Annotated in this window: 15 protein-coding genes and 1 pseudogene; 3 read left to right on the forward strand and 13 right to left on the reverse strand. The window is 70.9% G+C overall.

Going from position 1 to position 14,705, the window contains the following annotated elements; all coding sequences use genetic code 11:
- Positions 1–96, forward strand: a pseudogene (locus ACZ6N8_RS29085) (acyl-CoA desaturase); the annotation flags it as partial.
- Here ACZ6N8_RS29085 and ACZ6N8_RS29090 read toward each other — a convergent pair.
- The 3 genes from ACZ6N8_RS29090 to ACZ6N8_RS29100 form a co-directional block, all read right to left on the reverse strand.
- A complete protein-coding gene (locus ACZ6N8_RS29090) occupies positions 97–582 on the reverse strand; it encodes a DUF2231 domain-containing protein (RefSeq protein ID WP_466013982.1) in 486 nt (161 codons plus the stop codon).
- Between the two features lie 79 nt (positions 583–661).
- A complete protein-coding gene (locus ACZ6N8_RS29095; RefSeq protein ID WP_466013984.1) occupies positions 662–1,297 on the reverse strand; it encodes a LysE family translocator in 636 nt (211 codons plus the stop codon).
- A gap of 2 nt (positions 1,298–1,299) precedes the next feature.
- Entirely contained in the window at positions 1,300–2,046 is a 747-nt protein-coding gene (locus ACZ6N8_RS29100; RefSeq protein ID WP_466013986.1) for a metallophosphoesterase, read from the reverse strand.
- A gap of 91 nt (positions 2,047–2,137) precedes the next feature.
- Between ACZ6N8_RS29100 and ACZ6N8_RS29105 the strand changes: the two genes are divergently transcribed.
- The gene (locus ACZ6N8_RS29105) at positions 2,138–2,734 is read left to right on the forward strand and encodes a CGNR zinc finger domain-containing protein (RefSeq protein WP_466013988.1); all 597 of its coding nucleotides are present in this window, start codon (positions 2,138–2,140) and stop codon (positions 2,732–2,734) included.
- A gap of 9 nt (positions 2,735–2,743) precedes the next feature.
- Here ACZ6N8_RS29105 and ACZ6N8_RS29110 read toward each other — a convergent pair whose 3' ends face one another.
- The 10 genes from ACZ6N8_RS29110 to ACZ6N8_RS29155 all read right to left on the reverse strand — a co-directional run bounded on the left by ACZ6N8_RS29110 (position 2,744) and on the right by ACZ6N8_RS29155 (position 12,606).
- The gene (locus tag ACZ6N8_RS29110; protein ID WP_466013990.1) at positions 2,744–3,757 is read right to left on the reverse strand and encodes an SEC-C metal-binding domain-containing protein; all 1,014 of its coding nucleotides are present in this window, start codon (positions 3,755–3,757) and stop codon (positions 2,744–2,746) included.
- 125 nt (positions 3,758–3,882) lie between these two features.
- A complete protein-coding gene (locus tag ACZ6N8_RS29115) occupies positions 3,883–4,719 on the reverse strand; it encodes an aldo/keto reductase (protein ID WP_466013992.1) in 837 nt (278 codons plus the stop codon).
- Positions 4,691–5,452 (reverse strand): hypothetical protein, encoded by a 762-nt coding sequence (locus ACZ6N8_RS29120; RefSeq protein WP_466013994.1) that lies wholly within the window; start codon positions 5,450–5,452, stop codon positions 4,691–4,693. Before ACZ6N8_RS29120 ends, ACZ6N8_RS29115 begins: the two co-directional genes overlap by 29 nt.
- Positions 5,453–5,483: 31 nt before the next feature.
- The gene (locus ACZ6N8_RS29125) at positions 5,484–6,698 is read right to left on the reverse strand and encodes an exonuclease domain-containing protein (protein ID WP_466013996.1); all 1,215 of its coding nucleotides are present in this window, start codon (positions 6,696–6,698) and stop codon (positions 5,484–5,486) included.
- Positions 6,699–6,712: 14 nt separating this feature from the next.
- Positions 6,713–7,408, reverse strand: a complete 696-nt coding sequence (locus ACZ6N8_RS29130; RefSeq protein ID WP_466013998.1) for a DUF6218 family protein — start codon at positions 7,406–7,408, stop codon at positions 6,713–6,715.
- Between the two features lie 181 nt (positions 7,409–7,589).
- Positions 7,590–7,994 carry a hypothetical protein gene (locus tag ACZ6N8_RS29135; RefSeq protein WP_466014000.1) on the reverse strand — a complete coding sequence of 135 codons (405 nt, stop codon included), beginning with the start codon at positions 7,992–7,994 and terminating at the stop codon, positions 7,590–7,592.
- On the reverse strand, positions 7,991–10,444 hold the full coding sequence (locus ACZ6N8_RS29140) for an AAA family ATPase (protein WP_466014002.1): 2,454 nt from the start codon (positions 10,442–10,444) through the stop codon (positions 7,991–7,993). The genes ACZ6N8_RS29135 and ACZ6N8_RS29140 overlap by 4 nt, the downstream gene beginning before the upstream one ends.
- A gap of 82 nt (positions 10,445–10,526) precedes the next feature.
- Entirely contained in the window at positions 10,527–11,411 is an 885-nt protein-coding gene (locus ACZ6N8_RS29145) for a hypothetical protein (protein ID WP_466014004.1), read from the reverse strand.
- A 51-nt stretch (positions 11,412–11,462) separates the two neighbouring features.
- The gene (locus ACZ6N8_RS29150; RefSeq protein WP_466014006.1) at positions 11,463–11,963 is read right to left on the reverse strand and encodes a hypothetical protein; all 501 of its coding nucleotides are present in this window, start codon (positions 11,961–11,963) and stop codon (positions 11,463–11,465) included.
- A gap of 82 nt (positions 11,964–12,045) precedes the next feature.
- Positions 12,046–12,606, reverse strand: a complete 561-nt coding sequence (locus ACZ6N8_RS29155) for a DUF4352 domain-containing protein (RefSeq protein ID WP_466014008.1) — start codon at positions 12,604–12,606, stop codon at positions 12,046–12,048.
- 102 nt (positions 12,607–12,708) lie between these two features.
- Between ACZ6N8_RS29155 and ACZ6N8_RS29160 the strand changes: the two genes are divergently transcribed.
- Positions 12,709–14,616, forward strand: coding sequence for an N-6 DNA methylase (locus ACZ6N8_RS29160; RefSeq protein WP_466014009.1), 1,908 nt, complete (start codon positions 12,709–12,711; stop codon positions 14,614–14,616).
- The last annotated feature ends 89 nt before the right edge of the window (positions 14,617–14,705 follow it).

The raw sequence follows: 14,705 nt of genomic DNA on the forward strand, positions 1-14,705 counted from the left end.
GTGATGGGCGGCCTGATCACCTGGTCGTGGCAGGGCGCGCTCACCGCGTTCTTCTGGGCCGGGTTGGTCCGGATCGGCCTGCCGCACCACCTGTCGTCACTGGCCCTCCCAGACCGCCTTCGCGCCGGAGTCGCCGGTACGGATCACGTAGTAGACGGCGACGCCTGCGGCGACCACCGACAGCACCTGCAAAGCCAGGGTCAGCGGCCGACCGGGGCGTACGCCCTCGGTGGTGCGCGGCGGCACGAACCGGACCAGCGCCAACGCCACCACCGCCAACCCGATCGTGGCGTAGAGGGTGAGGTCGCCGAAGTCCTGGTGCGCCTCCAGCTTCGGCACGAACTCCGGGGTGACCCGGTTGGCGGAGCGCATCCGCTCGAAGAAGGCGTCACCTGTGAGCTTCGCCAGCAGCGCGGCGAGCGGCGCGCCCAGGGCGAGCAGCCCCAGAACCCACCGCGTGTGTGGCCGGATCGGTGCGACGAGCGCGTAACCGATCGTCAGGAGAGCCAGCAGCGGCACGAACACGACCGCTGCGTGCAGGACGAGAGGGTGGGCGGGAATGCCCATGAACTCCTCGAACATCGGCGTCTCCTCGGGTGGGGTCGAGTGGACGTCGATCGTGCAGCAATCGACGGTCGCAGCGCAACGCGGCCGGTTCGACTCAGGTCACCGCGGCCCGTACGCCGAGACCGACCAGGATCATCCCGGCCAGCCGATCGAGGATGCGTCGGACACCTGCCGTACGCAGCAGCCGGGCGGCGGCGCCGGCGACGACGGTCCAGCCGGCGAGCCAGCAGGTGTGCAGGGCCGCGTGGGCCGTGGCGAGCAGCACCATCGGCACGAGCACCGGTCGGCCCGGCTCGAGGAACTGCGGTGCGAGGGTGAGGTAGATGGCGGCGGCCTTGGGGTTCAGCACGTTGCCCAGCAGCCCCTGAAGGTACGGGTGGTCGACGCGCCAGAGCAGCCTCCGTGCCCGCGTCTGCGGTGGCCGCCCCGAGGCCGGGGACCGGCGGGACGCGGTCCAGAGCAGCCAGACCCCGAGCCCGACCAGGTAGGCGGCACCTACGAGTTTGACGACCCAGAACGCCTGCGACGAGCGGAGTACCAGCGCGGCCAGGCCGGCTGCGGCGAGAGTGGCGTGCACGTAGAGCCCGGTGACCGTACCCAGGATCACCCACCACCCCTGCCGCCGCCCGCCGCTGGCGACCCGCGAGACGACAAGCGTCAGGCTCGTGCCCGGCGCGGTGGTGATCGGCGCGACCGCGACGAGGAAACCGAGCACGGCGACCGTCCGCACGCTCAGACCACCACCCGGTAGTGGGTGGTGAGCAGCCCGGTGTCGTCGTACACGTGGAAGGCGACGCCGGGCGGCTGGGTCTGGGTGGTCAACGGGCCCGGGCCCTCCCAGGGCATCCGGAGGGTGGAGACGACACCCGGCGCGATCCGCAGTGGACGGCCGGCGAAGGTGCTCGCAGCGGCGGTGTGGAAGTGCCCGGTGAGCACGGCGACGACCTGCGGGTGGGCGCTGACCAGCTCGGCCAGCGGATCGGCCGGCAGCAGCCGCATCGGGTCGATGACCGGGTGGTGCAGCACGACCGGCGGATGGTGCAGGGCGACGAACGTCGGCGTGTCCGCCGGCACCGAGCCCAGCTCGTCGGCGAGCCACCTCATCGTCTCCTCGTCGAGGTGGCCGTGGTCCTCGCCGGGCACCGAGGAGTCGGCCAGGAGGAAGACCGCGCCGGCCACGTCGTGCCGGGTGTTGATCGGGCCGGTGCCACCACTGTCGTCGCCGAGCAGACCCTTGCGGTACGCGTCGCGCACGTCGTGGTTGCCGGGGCAGACCAGGACCGGCAGCGGGGAGTCGAAGAGCCTCGCGGCCGTCTCGTACTCGGTGATCTCGCCGTGGTCGGCGATGTCCCCGGTGATCAGGATGGCGTCGACAGGTTGCGGCAGGGCGTGCAGATGGTCCATCACCCGGGCGGTCCGTTCGGCCGACCGGGGATGGCTGTCGAGGTGGGTGTCACTGAGGTGTGCGACGACCAGCACAATGCCCCCTAATGGCTAGCTGCGCTTAAAGGCATTAGGGAAGGTACGCTCGCATCCGTCGCCCGCACAAGCCACCACGGAGAGGACGCGCATGTCAGCGCAGCTCGCGCTCGCCTTGGTCAGCACCATCCGGCACGACGGCAACGGTGGCGTCGCCGACGACCTCGCCGACGTCCCCGGCCTGACCGCCTGGCTCGCCGAGCAGGCCGAATCTCTGCGGGAGTACGCGGGCGGGCGCCCGATCCACGGCGACGAGCGGACCCGGCTCGACGTGGTGGCGGTACGCCGCGCCGCCCGTACCCTCTTCGCCCGGGCGGTCCGGCCCGGCCCGCCCAGCCGGGCCGACTCGTCGGCGCTGCTGCCACCGCAGGAGGCGGTCGACAGGCTCAACCTGGCCGCCGCCGCGATGCCGGTCCGGCCGGTGCTGACCTGGCCCGACGAGAGCGCGCCGTCCCTCACCTGGCAGGGCGAGGCGGCCGACGCGCGCCTGGCGCTCACCGCCGGGCTGGCCCGCGCCGTCGTCGAGTTCCTCGCCGGCCCCACCCGGGCGGAGCTGCGCGCCTGCCCCGCGCCGCGCTGCGTCCGCTACTTCGTCAAGGACCACCCGCGTCAGGAATGGTGCAAGCCGTCCTGCGGCAACCGGGCCCGCGTCGCCCGCCACTACCAGCGTCGTGCCACCGTCCGTTGACAGGTGCCCTCAGCTGCGGGAACGCGGCAGGCAGTCCTTCTTGTACTTCAGGCCCGAGCCGCACCAGCAGGCGTCGTTGCGCTCCGGCGGCCAGGGCACCCGGGCGCTGGGCCGCGTCGCCACCTCGGCCGCGTAGCCGGCCCGGATCTGCGGATCGGACGGGTCCCCGTCGCGGCGCCTGGCGAACGCGTCCAACCCGGCCACCGTCGCGACGAACACACCCAACCCCGTGCGGCCGGCGCTCGCCAACTGGACCAGCGCCTTCTCCAGCCGGGCGCGGTGCGCGTCCCAGTCCGGTCCGTACACGTCAGTCAGCTCGGCGTGCTCGGCGAGCAGACGGTCGAACTCGTCCCGGCGCCAGAGGAGCAGATCCGAATCGCCGCCCTGACGCTCGGATGCCCGGCGGACCAGCTGGTTCTCCAGCCGATCGGCCAGGTCGTCCTGCCGGTCGTGCGGCAGGTTGAGATTCCGGCGTACCCGATGGCGCTGTTGCAGCAGGAAGAACGCGACACCTGGCGCCTCCGGCGGGCCGACCTCCGGGTCGGCCGCCGAGGCGCGCTCACCGAGCAGGCCGTCCACCGCCTCGCTCAGCCACGTCTCGGCGATCGACGAACGACCGCCGGCGTCCAGCGCCGCGCTCAGGTACGCCGGCGCGTCGGGCTGCGTGAGCAGCAGCGGACGCAGCGCCGTCAGCTCCGCCATCGCCTCGTCGTCCCGGCCACCGGCCCGGAACAGGGCCCGCGCCCGCAACGCGCGCGCCACCCCGGCCCGAGGATCATCCCCCGACGGGTACGCCTGCACCGCCTCGTCCGCGTACCGCAGCGCGGCATCCGGCCTGGCCCGGATCTCCGCGATCTCGGCGGCAAGCGTCAGCGCGTCACCGGCGTCGTCCGGATCCTCCAGGCGGCCCTGCTCCGCGGCCTCGGCCAGGTCGGCGGCGACACCCAGCGGATCGGCCGCCCCGAGCGCCGAGCGGCGCAGTTCAGCCAGGTCAGCCTTGGTGAGTACGTCTCTCGTCGGCACGACCTCACGGTACGTCGGGGTGCTCCCGGACGGCCCGATTATGGCCATCTGCCGTCGACAGCCGCGTCACCGCACCCGGTCGATGTCGTCACGTCCGTCGAGCACGCACCAGGGGACTCGGGCGGTCAGAACTCCTCGTACACCGCCGGGTCCTGGTCCGCGAGCCGCCCGTCGGGGCGACCCAAGGCGGTGATGGCCTCCACCTCGGCGTCGGTGAGCGTGACGCCGAAGACGTCCAGGTTCTCGACCTGCCGCTGCGGGGAGGCCGCCTTGGGCAGCGGGATCACCTGACGCGCCACGTGCCAGGCGAGGATGGTCTGCGCCGGGCTGACGCTGTGGGCGGACGCGATGTCCACGACCGTGGGGTGCTGTTGCAGGTCGTTGCCGTGCCCGAGCGGACTCCAACCCTGCACGAGGATCCCATGCTCCCGGTGGTAGTCGATCGCCTCCTGCTGCGGGAAGTACGGATGCACCTCGATCTGGTTGACCACCGGAGCGACACCCGTCTCGGCCACCAGCCGGTCGATGTGCTCCGGCAGGAAGTTCGACAGGCCGATGTGCCGGACCAGGCCACGCTCGCGCGCCTCGATAAGCGCCCGCCACGCCTGCACGTACAAGTCGACGTTCGGGTTCGGCCAGTGGATCAGGTACAGATCGATCCGGTCGAGGCCGGTCCGGAAGACGCTCTCCTCGATGGTGGTCAGCGCCTCGTCGAAACGGTGGTGCCGCCCCGGCAGCTTGGACGTCACGATCAGCTCGTCGCGTACGCCACCGGCAGCCCGTACGGCCCGACCCACCGCGCCCTCGTTCTCGTAGTTCACCGCCGAGTCGATCAGCCGGTAACCCGCCCCGATCGCGTGGCCGATCGCGTCGACTCCCGCCGAGCCGTTCAGCTGGTACGTGCCGAGCCCGATCGCCGGCAGAGTGGTGCCGTCAGCGGCCGTCAGGTGGGGAATCGTCATGATCGGACCCTACCCGCGGGACGTCGGCGGAGTGCCCTGCGTCAGCTGGCTGCCACGTCGGCGGGGGTGGGCCAAACGCGCGACGACCGGCCCGCACGGCCAGAGTGGCGAGGGCAGCGTTGGCACCCCCACCAATCACAGCGCCGATGCCGAACGGTGCCATCCGACCGAGAACGATGATTCCCTGCTTGGTCCCGTACTTCGTGATGAAGTGTCTTCCCAGGACCTTGTTGATCTGACGCAACGTCTGTAGAGGTACCTTGGCGACAATCTGACGTCCCCAGTGTTGCCCTGTCCGCTCTGCGACCTTGGTGATGGTCGCGGAGCCGGACCCGCCGAGCATGATTCCCATCACGATCGTTCGACGGCGTCCGATCTCGTCGATGCGGACTCCGTGGACTTCGGCGATCGAGAGCGCGAAGAGGGCGCTCAGCTCAAGAGATGAGAGAAACTCGCCGGCCGACAGCGCCAGTGCGACGCCCGTGCCGACGCCGGGCGCCGCCGCAGCTCCTCCAACGGCAGCACCGGTCCCGGTCAGGGCGCTGACGTACATCCGCTCCAGATTGCCGATCACCTCTGCTGGTGTCGCCTCCGGGTTCCGCTGGCGGGCTCGGGCGATGTTCTTTCGCACCAGTGGGCTCTGGATGGCGATCGCCTTATCCAGGAGGTCGAGGACTCGCTGCCCGGGTACGGCTGCTTCCGGATCCGGTCCATCGAGGGCGTCTGTTGCCATGCCTTGAACTCCTAGGCTCGTTGAATGCGCACTACCGACCGAGGCCGGCGAGCATGTCCTGGAACGCGATGGGGTGCACGACCGGAACGTCGTACTGGCGGGCCTTCTTGGCCTTGCCGGACATCGAGTCGGGGTCGGCGGCCACCAGGAGGCGGGTCTTCTTGGTGACGTTGTCGCCGACCTGGAGCCCTGCCGCCCGAGCGTTCTCTTCCCAGGACCACCGTGGTGGATCCATCGCCCCGGTGAAGACCACCACGTCGCCGGCTTGGAGCCGCCAGGCGTTTAGGTGCGGCCGGGCCGTGCCAGTATCGGGAGCGATCTTGAGGGCGTGGTCGACATCGGAGGCCTGCAGCCCGAGCAACGAGGCAACCTGGTCCAGGTCGTGGCGTTCGGCCGACGTGAGGACGTTGTCCTCGATCGCCACCGCTGCCAGACTCGCCAGATAGCTGCGGTGCAGGTGGTCGACGTCGACACGGGCGAGGCCGAGCTCTTCGGCAGTGGCGACGAGTGCGTCCGCCTCACTGGCGGAGATGTGCCGGTCAAGCAGCGCCCGGTCGAGCAGGTCCAGGTACGCGTCACCCTGCGGTTCACGGAGCCGCGGAAGCCGGTCCACCAGACGAGCCAGGAAGTGTTCCGTGTGGTGCCCCGGGCCTTGCCGGGGCACCGGCACCACTGCTTCGGCAGTCAAGGGCGGCCAAGGGGCAGCCGCAGCGGCGTCAAGGACGGACGTCCACGGCGGCGGCGCTCCCGCGTCCCGCAGATAGCGGGCCAGGAGGTGCGCGGCCGCTCGCGCGTCATGCAGGGCGGAGTGTGCCTGGTGCGGCGGCAACCCCGCAGCGCGACAGCAGTCATGCAGGCTGCGGCCGGCCGACGGGAGGAAGTGCGCGGCGAGCCGCATGGTGCACAGTCCCTCTGCCGGGCTGATTGGCGGTTCAATCCGCAGTCGCCGGTACTCGGCGAGGAGGAATGTCGCGTCGAAGTGCAGGTTGTGAGCAACCAGCACCCTCCCGCGAAGGAGGCTGGCCAGGTGGCCGGCGAGCCGACTGAACTCCGGTGCGCGCCGTGCCTCGGCGGCCGAGATGCCATGGATGAGTTGCGGCCCTAGGTCCCGGTCGGGGTTGACCAGGCTGCACCACTCGTGCGTCACCTGCCCGGCGCCGTCGAGGTGGATGACGGCGACCTCGACCACACGGTCATGCCAACTGGTGCGCAGGCCCGTCGTCTCCAAGTCGATAACTGCGTACACGTCGGGTCGACTCCTCAGATCGTGGTCGGAGCGGAGCTGTCGGCGGCGGCACGCAACCAGGCCAGCCACCGTGGAGGCAACGGCTGCGGATCGCCAAGAGCGCGCAGATACTTTCGGCGATACCGAGCCTGTTCGGTGTCCTGCCAGAGCTGAGCGGTGATGGCGACGGCAGACGTCAGAGCCAGCGCCGTCCCGGCGACCGGCGAGGCGGCGCGGGGCTGCACGGTGAGCCGGCTCTTCAGATCCTCGTGATTCGGCATCTCGGTGGGCCAGGCGAGCGGGGCGAGCTTTGACGTGGACACGGCACGCTGCCGATCGACCGCTTCGGCGTAGGCGGATCGGTGCTCAGTGATCTCCGTGAGGAGCTCAGGGACGGTCAGCACGTACCCCCGCAGCGTGCTGACCAGTTCCTGCGGCAGTACGTGGGCGGTCCTGTCCAGGATCATGGTCGGCGTTTCCCGGTCCCACCCGACGAGGCAGCGCCCCTGCAACATCCACATGATTCGAGCGAACTGGTCGTCCTGCGCGACTTCGTCGAGGCGTACCACCCATGCCCCGCCGGCACGTCCGGTGGGGCTGAGCCGCCACACAGCCACGGCCTCGGCGCCGGCCGTGTCGGGACCGACGGCGAGTACGGCGTGACCGCGTGCGCCGGGCACGTAGTCGACGGGTATGGAAAGTTCGCTTTCGGATTCCTCAGGTTCTGTCATCCCGCATCCCTCATGATCGACATCGGGAGAATCACAGTAGGTGTCAGCGTGGACACGGCGGCTCACCCGGAGAGGTGCCTCGTCGCGCGTATTGTCCAAGCGCGAGTAGCTGAACAGATCATTCGTGTGATGTGAGCGGGTCAACGCGCGTATCCCTCTTGGTTGGATGAGTCGTCTGCGGTCAGCTCGTGGTGCCCGCGGTCGGCTGAAGTCGCGCGAGCAGGGTGGTCACTTCGGCGTGCAGGCGACGCAGCTCCGCCGCCGTAGGAGCCAGCTCATAGCAGTGGTGGTGCGTGGCGGCGGAGAGCATCGCCCAGGCGAACGCCACCCGGCGGGCGGTCTCGGCACCCGGGCCGAGCCGGCCACGCAGCATCAACTGCTTCGCGCGGCCCTGCCGGCACGCCGCGACGCTCGGCTTGACCGACCGCCAGTAGGCATCGATCCCGCCTTCGAGGGCGAGCCGGATCAGGCAGGCGCAGGCCCGTGGCCACCAACCGGCGGACACCGCCGCGACGCCGAGCAGACCGGCCCCGCGCAGCAGCTGGTCGGCCGCCGCCAGGCAGCGCTGTGGCGTCGGCGCGGTCACGACAACGCCGCCGCGAGGAGCCGGGCGTCCGTAACCAGGCCGGGCAGGTCCCCCAGGTACGCCCCGTGCACGCCCTCCCGACACGCCTGGTAGGCGTTCACCGCCCGTCGTCCGTGCCGGCGGCCGAGCCAGCCGAGCACGTCCCCGCCCTTGTCCGCGTCGTCAAACAACGCCAACGCGACGGTGGTGGCGACCCGTCGGGACGCGTCCTCGATCGCGCTCTCGATGTCGGCGTGCGGTACGCCCCGCGCCACCCGGGTCCGCCAGACCGCCCGGTGGCAGGCCGCCTCCAGGGCCGAGCGGCACAGCTCCGCGACCACCGGCCCGCGTACTTCGGCGGTGATCTCCTCGTTGCGAGCCAGCGCGTACGCGTCGTCGAGGTAGCGGGTCACCGGGTCCGAGCCGGGCCGCAGGGTCACCACCGACTTTTCCGCCCGGGTCACCTCGATGATCCGCGCCTTGCCCAGGTCGAGCCGGCGAACCGCCTCCGGCAGCCGGGTGTCGTGGGTGAAGACCACCACCTGCCGCTGCTCGGCCAGCTCGGCGAGCACCCGTCCTAGGCCGTCCACCTTCGACGGATCCATGCTCTGCACCGGGTCGTCGACCACGATGAACCGGAACGGGCTCTCCGGGGCGCAGCTGCGCGGCAGGAACGTCGCCAGCCCGAGCGCCTGCATCTCACCCTGACTCATCACACCCAGCGCCGTGCCGTTGTCGGCGCCGTCCACGCTGACCGGGAAGACCACCCGCCGCCTGGTGTTCGCGCCTTCCAACGTCATCGACCCCAGCTCGACGTTGCTCTCCTGCCGTAGCTGCGCCCAGATCCGCTGCGAGTGCCCGGCGAACGGCGCGACCCGCTCGTTGCGGATTGCCGTACCGGCGTCCTTCAGCCAGGCGCGCGCGGCCTTCAACCGGGCAAGGGTCGCCTCCCGCGCCGCAAGCCGGTCGGCGGCGGCCACCCACTCGCGCACGTCGGCAGCCGTCGCCCGCCAACCGGTGTCGCGTTGCCGCAGAAACCCCTCGGCGTACGCGCGGGCCGCGTCCGCCGCCGTCACCACCGCCGGGTACCGCGCGGCCAGGTGGTCGGCCAGGTCGGCCGGCTTCCCGGGTACGCGCCGCAGCGCCACGACGGCGTCCCGCAGCGCCCCGACCGCCGCCTCCGACCCCGGCCCCTCGGGCACCGCGAGGTCGTCGATCAGGTGGTGCGTCTGCCGCAGCAGAGCCGTGAGCCGGGTCGCCGCGGTCTGGGCGGCGACACTGCGCTGCCGCAGCTCGGTGAGCGACTGCGCGGCGGCGGTACGCCAGCCACCGTCCAGGGTGCCGGTGGCGCACACCGGGCACGACCCGTCGCCCTCGTCCTCGTGGTGTTCCAGGGCGAGGCGGAGCAGTTCGGCGCTGCGCAACGCGGCCCGGGACCGGCCACCGTCGTACCGCAGGGCTTCGCCCGCCGCCTCCCGCAGCTGACCGGCCAGCCGGGTCACCTCGTCGACCGGCGGCGGGGCGAGGTCGGCGAGTTCCCGGCAGAGCAGCACCTCCCGGTCGGTGGTCGCCTCGTCCGGCTCGTCGAGGATCGCCGTCACCGCACCGAGGTCGACAGCGCCCCGGCCGCGCAGCAGTGCGGCGGTCCGTCGGGCCCGGTCGTCGGCGATGTCGGTGAGTGCGTTGACCAGGGCGGCACGCTGTCTACGTACCTCCTTGACGATCGTGTCGTGCGGCCGGGTAGCGCGCAGCAGACGCTGGTCGGCGTCGGTCAGCGCGTCCAGACCGAGGATCGCGAAGAGCGCGTCGAAGAGCTGGCTCTGCGTGCCAGCGGCGAGCTTGCCCAGCTCGGCGGAGGTGAGGAACGGCCGGTACAGCTCCAGTGGACGGGCCAGACCCAGCTCGGACAGGCAGGTGTGCCGACCCTGAGCGCTGGTGACCGTCACCTCGGCATCGGCCAGCTCGGCCCCGACCGGCCAGGCCCTGTGAACCCGGGTCGGCGTGGCCACACCGTCGACCCGCAGTTCCACGTCGACCCAGCACGGGTCCGGGTTGTGCAGGTTGCGCCACCCCGTACGCCAGACGCTCGTCTTGTCGGCCCACCTGGCGCTGTCACCGGTCAGGGCGAGCTCGACGGCCTCGGCGAAGCTGGACTTGCCGGAGCCGTTGCGGCCCACGACCACTGTGAGGCCCGGGCCCGGGTCGACCTGGAGGGTCCGCTCCGGGCCGACGCCCCGGAAGCCGGCGACGGTCACGGACTTCAGCCAGATCCGTCCGGTTGGACCGTCTCCGGCGGGGGAGCGGGGGTCGAGCCGGGTGGGCGTGCCGGCGAGAGCTGCGGTCAGATCGTCCTCGCTGGTCAAGGCGGCGAGGACCAGTTCGGCGGTCTCGGTCGGTACGACGTCAGCGGCGGCGAGCCGGTCGAAGATCAGCTCGATCAGAGGTGTGGTGGGCTGCGGAGGCTGGGTCATGGGGGGTCTCCAGGCGTGTGGTGTCCACGGGCTGACGGCTGGTCGGCCCGCCCGGCTGAGCGGTGGATGTCGGTGCTTCGGTTCAGCGCGCGGGGCGCCACTCGCCGCAGTTATCCGAGCTGAAGGCGTAGTCGGAGGCGCGGATGGTCACTTGGACCCGGCGGGCGCTGTTGGTGAAGTAGTTGTCGATCGTGTCGCCGGAGGCGTTCTGCCGCTCCCAGTAGCAGCCGTCGACGTCGGTGGTCACGTACGTGCCCGGCTTGATCTCCTTACCGACGCGGAAGGTGCCCTCGCCGAAGATCCGACCCTGGGCTGCCAGGTCAGCGTCGGCCTGTCCGCGCTTCACAGCCTCGCGCCACTTCTTCGCGTACGGGTAGGTGGGACAGAGCAGGAGTGCGGCGTTGATCTCCGGGATCTGCTCGCTGCTGGCGGCGTAGTCGGCCTCCAGGTAGGTGTCGTCGGGGTCGATGGCGGCGCACATCTCGTACAGGGTCGTGATGGTGCCGTCCTCGTACTTGGACGTCTTCAGCGCGGTCTTCTCGGTATCGGTCACGGGATAGATCTCCGCCGGGGCGTCGCAGGCCGTCGGTTTCGCCGCCCACATCTCGCTGAAGTCTGGCCGGCCGTCCTTGCCTGGCCGCACCGTGAGCAGTGCATCCCAGTCGTTGCCGGTGTCGCACTCAAGGCTGACCACGGGCTGCTGCGGGATGTTCTCGGGGTCGTCGGGATAGGTGTCGCTGGAGTCGGGGATAGCGTCGCCGTCCCGGTCCGGCGCCGGGGTCGCAGTCGGCGACGCGCTGGCAGACGCGGACATGCTCGGGGAGGCCGTCGTCGGCGTCGCGGTGGAGTTCTGCCCGTCACCGCAGCCGGCGAGCGTCATCGTCAGTAGGGCGGTGGTGAGCAGGGCGCCGGTGGCGCAGACGGCCGGACGCATGGTGGCGTGCGGGTGGGGGAGGGCCATTGTCATCTCCGGGGCGTGGGAGGGACAGCGGTGCTGCCGAGTGCGAACCGCAACGAGTCAGTCCGAGAGGGTGATGATCATTTGGAGGCCGTCGTCCGGGTGATAGGTCCACGAGGCACTCATGTCCTCCCACTCGCCGGACTGGCGTCCGTCCAGCGCACGCGTGCCTTCGATCTCTGCAATGACGGCGTCGGGCACCTTCAGCTCGGTCAAGTAGCACTGCAACTGCTCCAGCTTCAGGCCGGTTCGCTCCTTGCCGACGCTACGTAGCGTGAGGGAGTTGCCGTCGTCGCCCAGCATCGCCCAGTCGTCCCTGCCGGCGCCGCAGGCTTGGCGGGCCACCTCCAACGGTGAATCGCGCTGGGTCAGAAAGAGGATGCTCGTGGCTGTGGCCAGCACAATCACCACGGCCGACGCCACGACCAAGTAGCGACGTCTGCCGGCCAGCGCTCTGCTCGCACTGGAGGGGCCACCCTCAGGGCTGTCGGCCGAGGTGCCGGCGGTCGACTGGACATCCTCGGGGCTCTCGTTCGGATCTGGAGCGGTCAGGTCGGTCATCACCGGGTTCCTTCTGTGAACAGGTTGGCTGTGAACAGCCGGAGCGGGCGTGGGCTGCCCGCCCCGGCCGGTGGGGGAGAGGTCAGCCCAAGGCGACGTCAACGCCGCCGGAGAACATCGAGTCGTGCAGCTCAAGCTTGGTGATCTTGACGTTCTTCGGGATGTCGAAGACGACGACGCCGGTCACCTGGTTACCGGGGTTGATGTCGTTGAGGAACGTCTCGGCGTTCTTGTTGGCGTAGATGGCCGCGCCGGAGTCGGCGGAGTACTCGGTGCCGTCGGCCGCGTACGCCTTCTGGCTGCTGCCGTCGAACATCTGGGCTTCCTTGCCGATGTTCTTCACGTTGACCGTGACCAGGCAGAACTGGCCCTGCGCCTTCGCGCCGAGCATGTCGGTGCCGATCTTGGCGACGCCGCACTTGGACGACTTGACCGTGAACTCGAACTTTCCGTCCCGGGCCGGCTGACCGATCTTGGCGGTCTTCGCCGGCTTCTCTTCGGCCTTGGCGCCGCCTTCGTCGCTGGTAGAGCCGCTCGCCTTGTCGTCGCTGCCGGAGTTGCCCGCCTTGTCGGCGGCGCCGGAGCCGCAGCCCAGGGCGATGAGGCCGGTGGCGATCAGAGCGAGAGTCGTGGTCTTGCGCATCGTTGTCCTCCTGATGTGAACGTTGCGGCGTCAATAAGAGCATCGTCCGAGAGCGGTGTCAACAGACGATTTCGTACTTGACGTACGTGCGAGACTTTCAGGGTGCAGGAGAACCCGACCATCACGGCAGCGGAAATCGCCCGGCTCGCCGGCGTCGGTCGCGCTGCGGTCAGCAACTGGCGTAAACGGCACTCCGACTTCCCCACCCCGGTGAGCGGGACGACGGCGAGCCCGGAGTTCGACCTGATCCAGGTCGAGCAGTGGCTCCGCGCCCAGGGCAAGCTCCCCGAGCTGGCCACCGCCGACCGGCTCTGGCGGCACCTCGCCGCGGCCAGCGACACCCCGGCCGCCGGCCTCGCCGCTGTCGGCGTAGTCCTGCTGGCTCGCCAACGTGGCTCGCGAACCGGCCACCCCGACGCGCAACTCGCGCCGCTGCTGTCCGACGTCGACGCCCTCGCCGACGAGTTGGGCCCCCAGGGTGCGTTCGACGAGCTGTGGCAGCGGTTCTCCGCTCCAGGCCCCGGCCGCCCCTTCGCCACCCCCGACGATCTCGCCGACCTGATGATCGGGCTCGCCAACGTCGGCGGCGGCTCAGTGCTCGACCCGGCCGCCGGCTCCGGCGCCATCCTGCGAGCCGCCGTCCGCGCCGGCAGCACCTCCGTCTACGGGCAGGAACTCGACCCTGACCTGGCCAAACTCGCCAGCCTGTGGCTGGCCCTGCACGACGTGTCCGGCGAGGTGAGCGCAGGGGACTCGCTGCGCTCAGACGCCTTCGCCGGCCGAACCGTCGACGCCGTCGTCTGTCACCCACCGTTCGGCGCGACCAACTGGGGCGACGAGGAACTCGGTCACGACCCCCGCTGGATCGTCGGCACCACACCCCGTACCGAACCGGAGCTGGCCTGGGCCCAACACGCTCTCGCCCACCTGCGGGCTGGCGGGCACGCCGTCCTGCTGATGCCACCCACGGTCGCCAGCCGCCGCGCGGGCAAACGGATCCGCGGCGAGCTGCTGCGCCGAGGTCACCTGCGCGCCGTCATCGCGCTTCCACCGGGGGTGGCGGCGCCGCACGGCGTACCCCTGCACCTGTGGGTGCTGCGACGCGCCGCGACCGACGCTCCGCCACCAGCGCGGGCGCTGCTGATCGACGCCGCCGGCGGTGAGCTGGCTGACACCGCACCACGCGTGCTGGCCGCGTGGCGGGCCTTCGCCGCCGCCCCGGACGGCGACGTCGAGGAAGCCGGCTTCGCCCGCGCGGTCCCGGTCATCGAGCTACTCGACGAGGAGGTCGACCTCACTCCCGCACGCCGCCAACCCGCCGTCGTGGGCGAGGCGTCGGGAGAGCATCTGGTACGCACCAGAGAACGGCTGGCAGCCATCGTCGGCGAGCTGCCGGCGCTGCTACCGCAGGTCACGCCCGCGCCCAGCGGGCCGGAGGGCTCATTCCTCACCGTGGGGGAGCTGGCGAAGACCGGCGCGCTTCAACTGATCGGCCCGGTCCGCGCCGGCACGTCCACACCCGCCCCTGACGGACCGCCGGTGCTCACCGTGCCCGACGTGCTCGCCGGAGTGGAAGCCTCCGGGCGGGTGGACGACCGGATCGGGCAGGAGATCCCCCTCGCGGTCGGGGACGTGGTGGTGCCGATGATCGCGCGGCAGCTCACCGCCCGAGTGGTGACCGTCGAGGGGGCGCTGTTGGGGCGCAACCTGTACCTGCTGCGGCCCAATCCGACGGCGTTGGATCCGTGGTTCCTGGCCGGTCAGTTGCGTACGTCGGCGAACGAGAAGCAGTCGTCGAGCCTGTCGGGCACGATGCGGTTCGACATTCGGCGGGCGCAGGTGCGGCGGCTGACGCTCGACGAGCAGCGGGCGCACGGTGCGGCGTTCCGCCGGCTGGAGGCGTTCGAGGCAGCGGTGCGGGAGGCAGCGGTGTTGGGGGCCGAACTGGTGCAGCTCACCGCTGACGGTTTGGCGCGGGGAGTCGTGTCGCCAGACGGCGACACCCAATGAATAACCCAACTCCCTGGTCAGCTCAGACCTTGACGATCCGGAGCTATCCGGACGGTCGGCGTTGACGGGCGGCGGTCAGCTGAAGGCGG

Source organism: Micromonospora sp. NPDC047521, assembly GCF_055587305.1.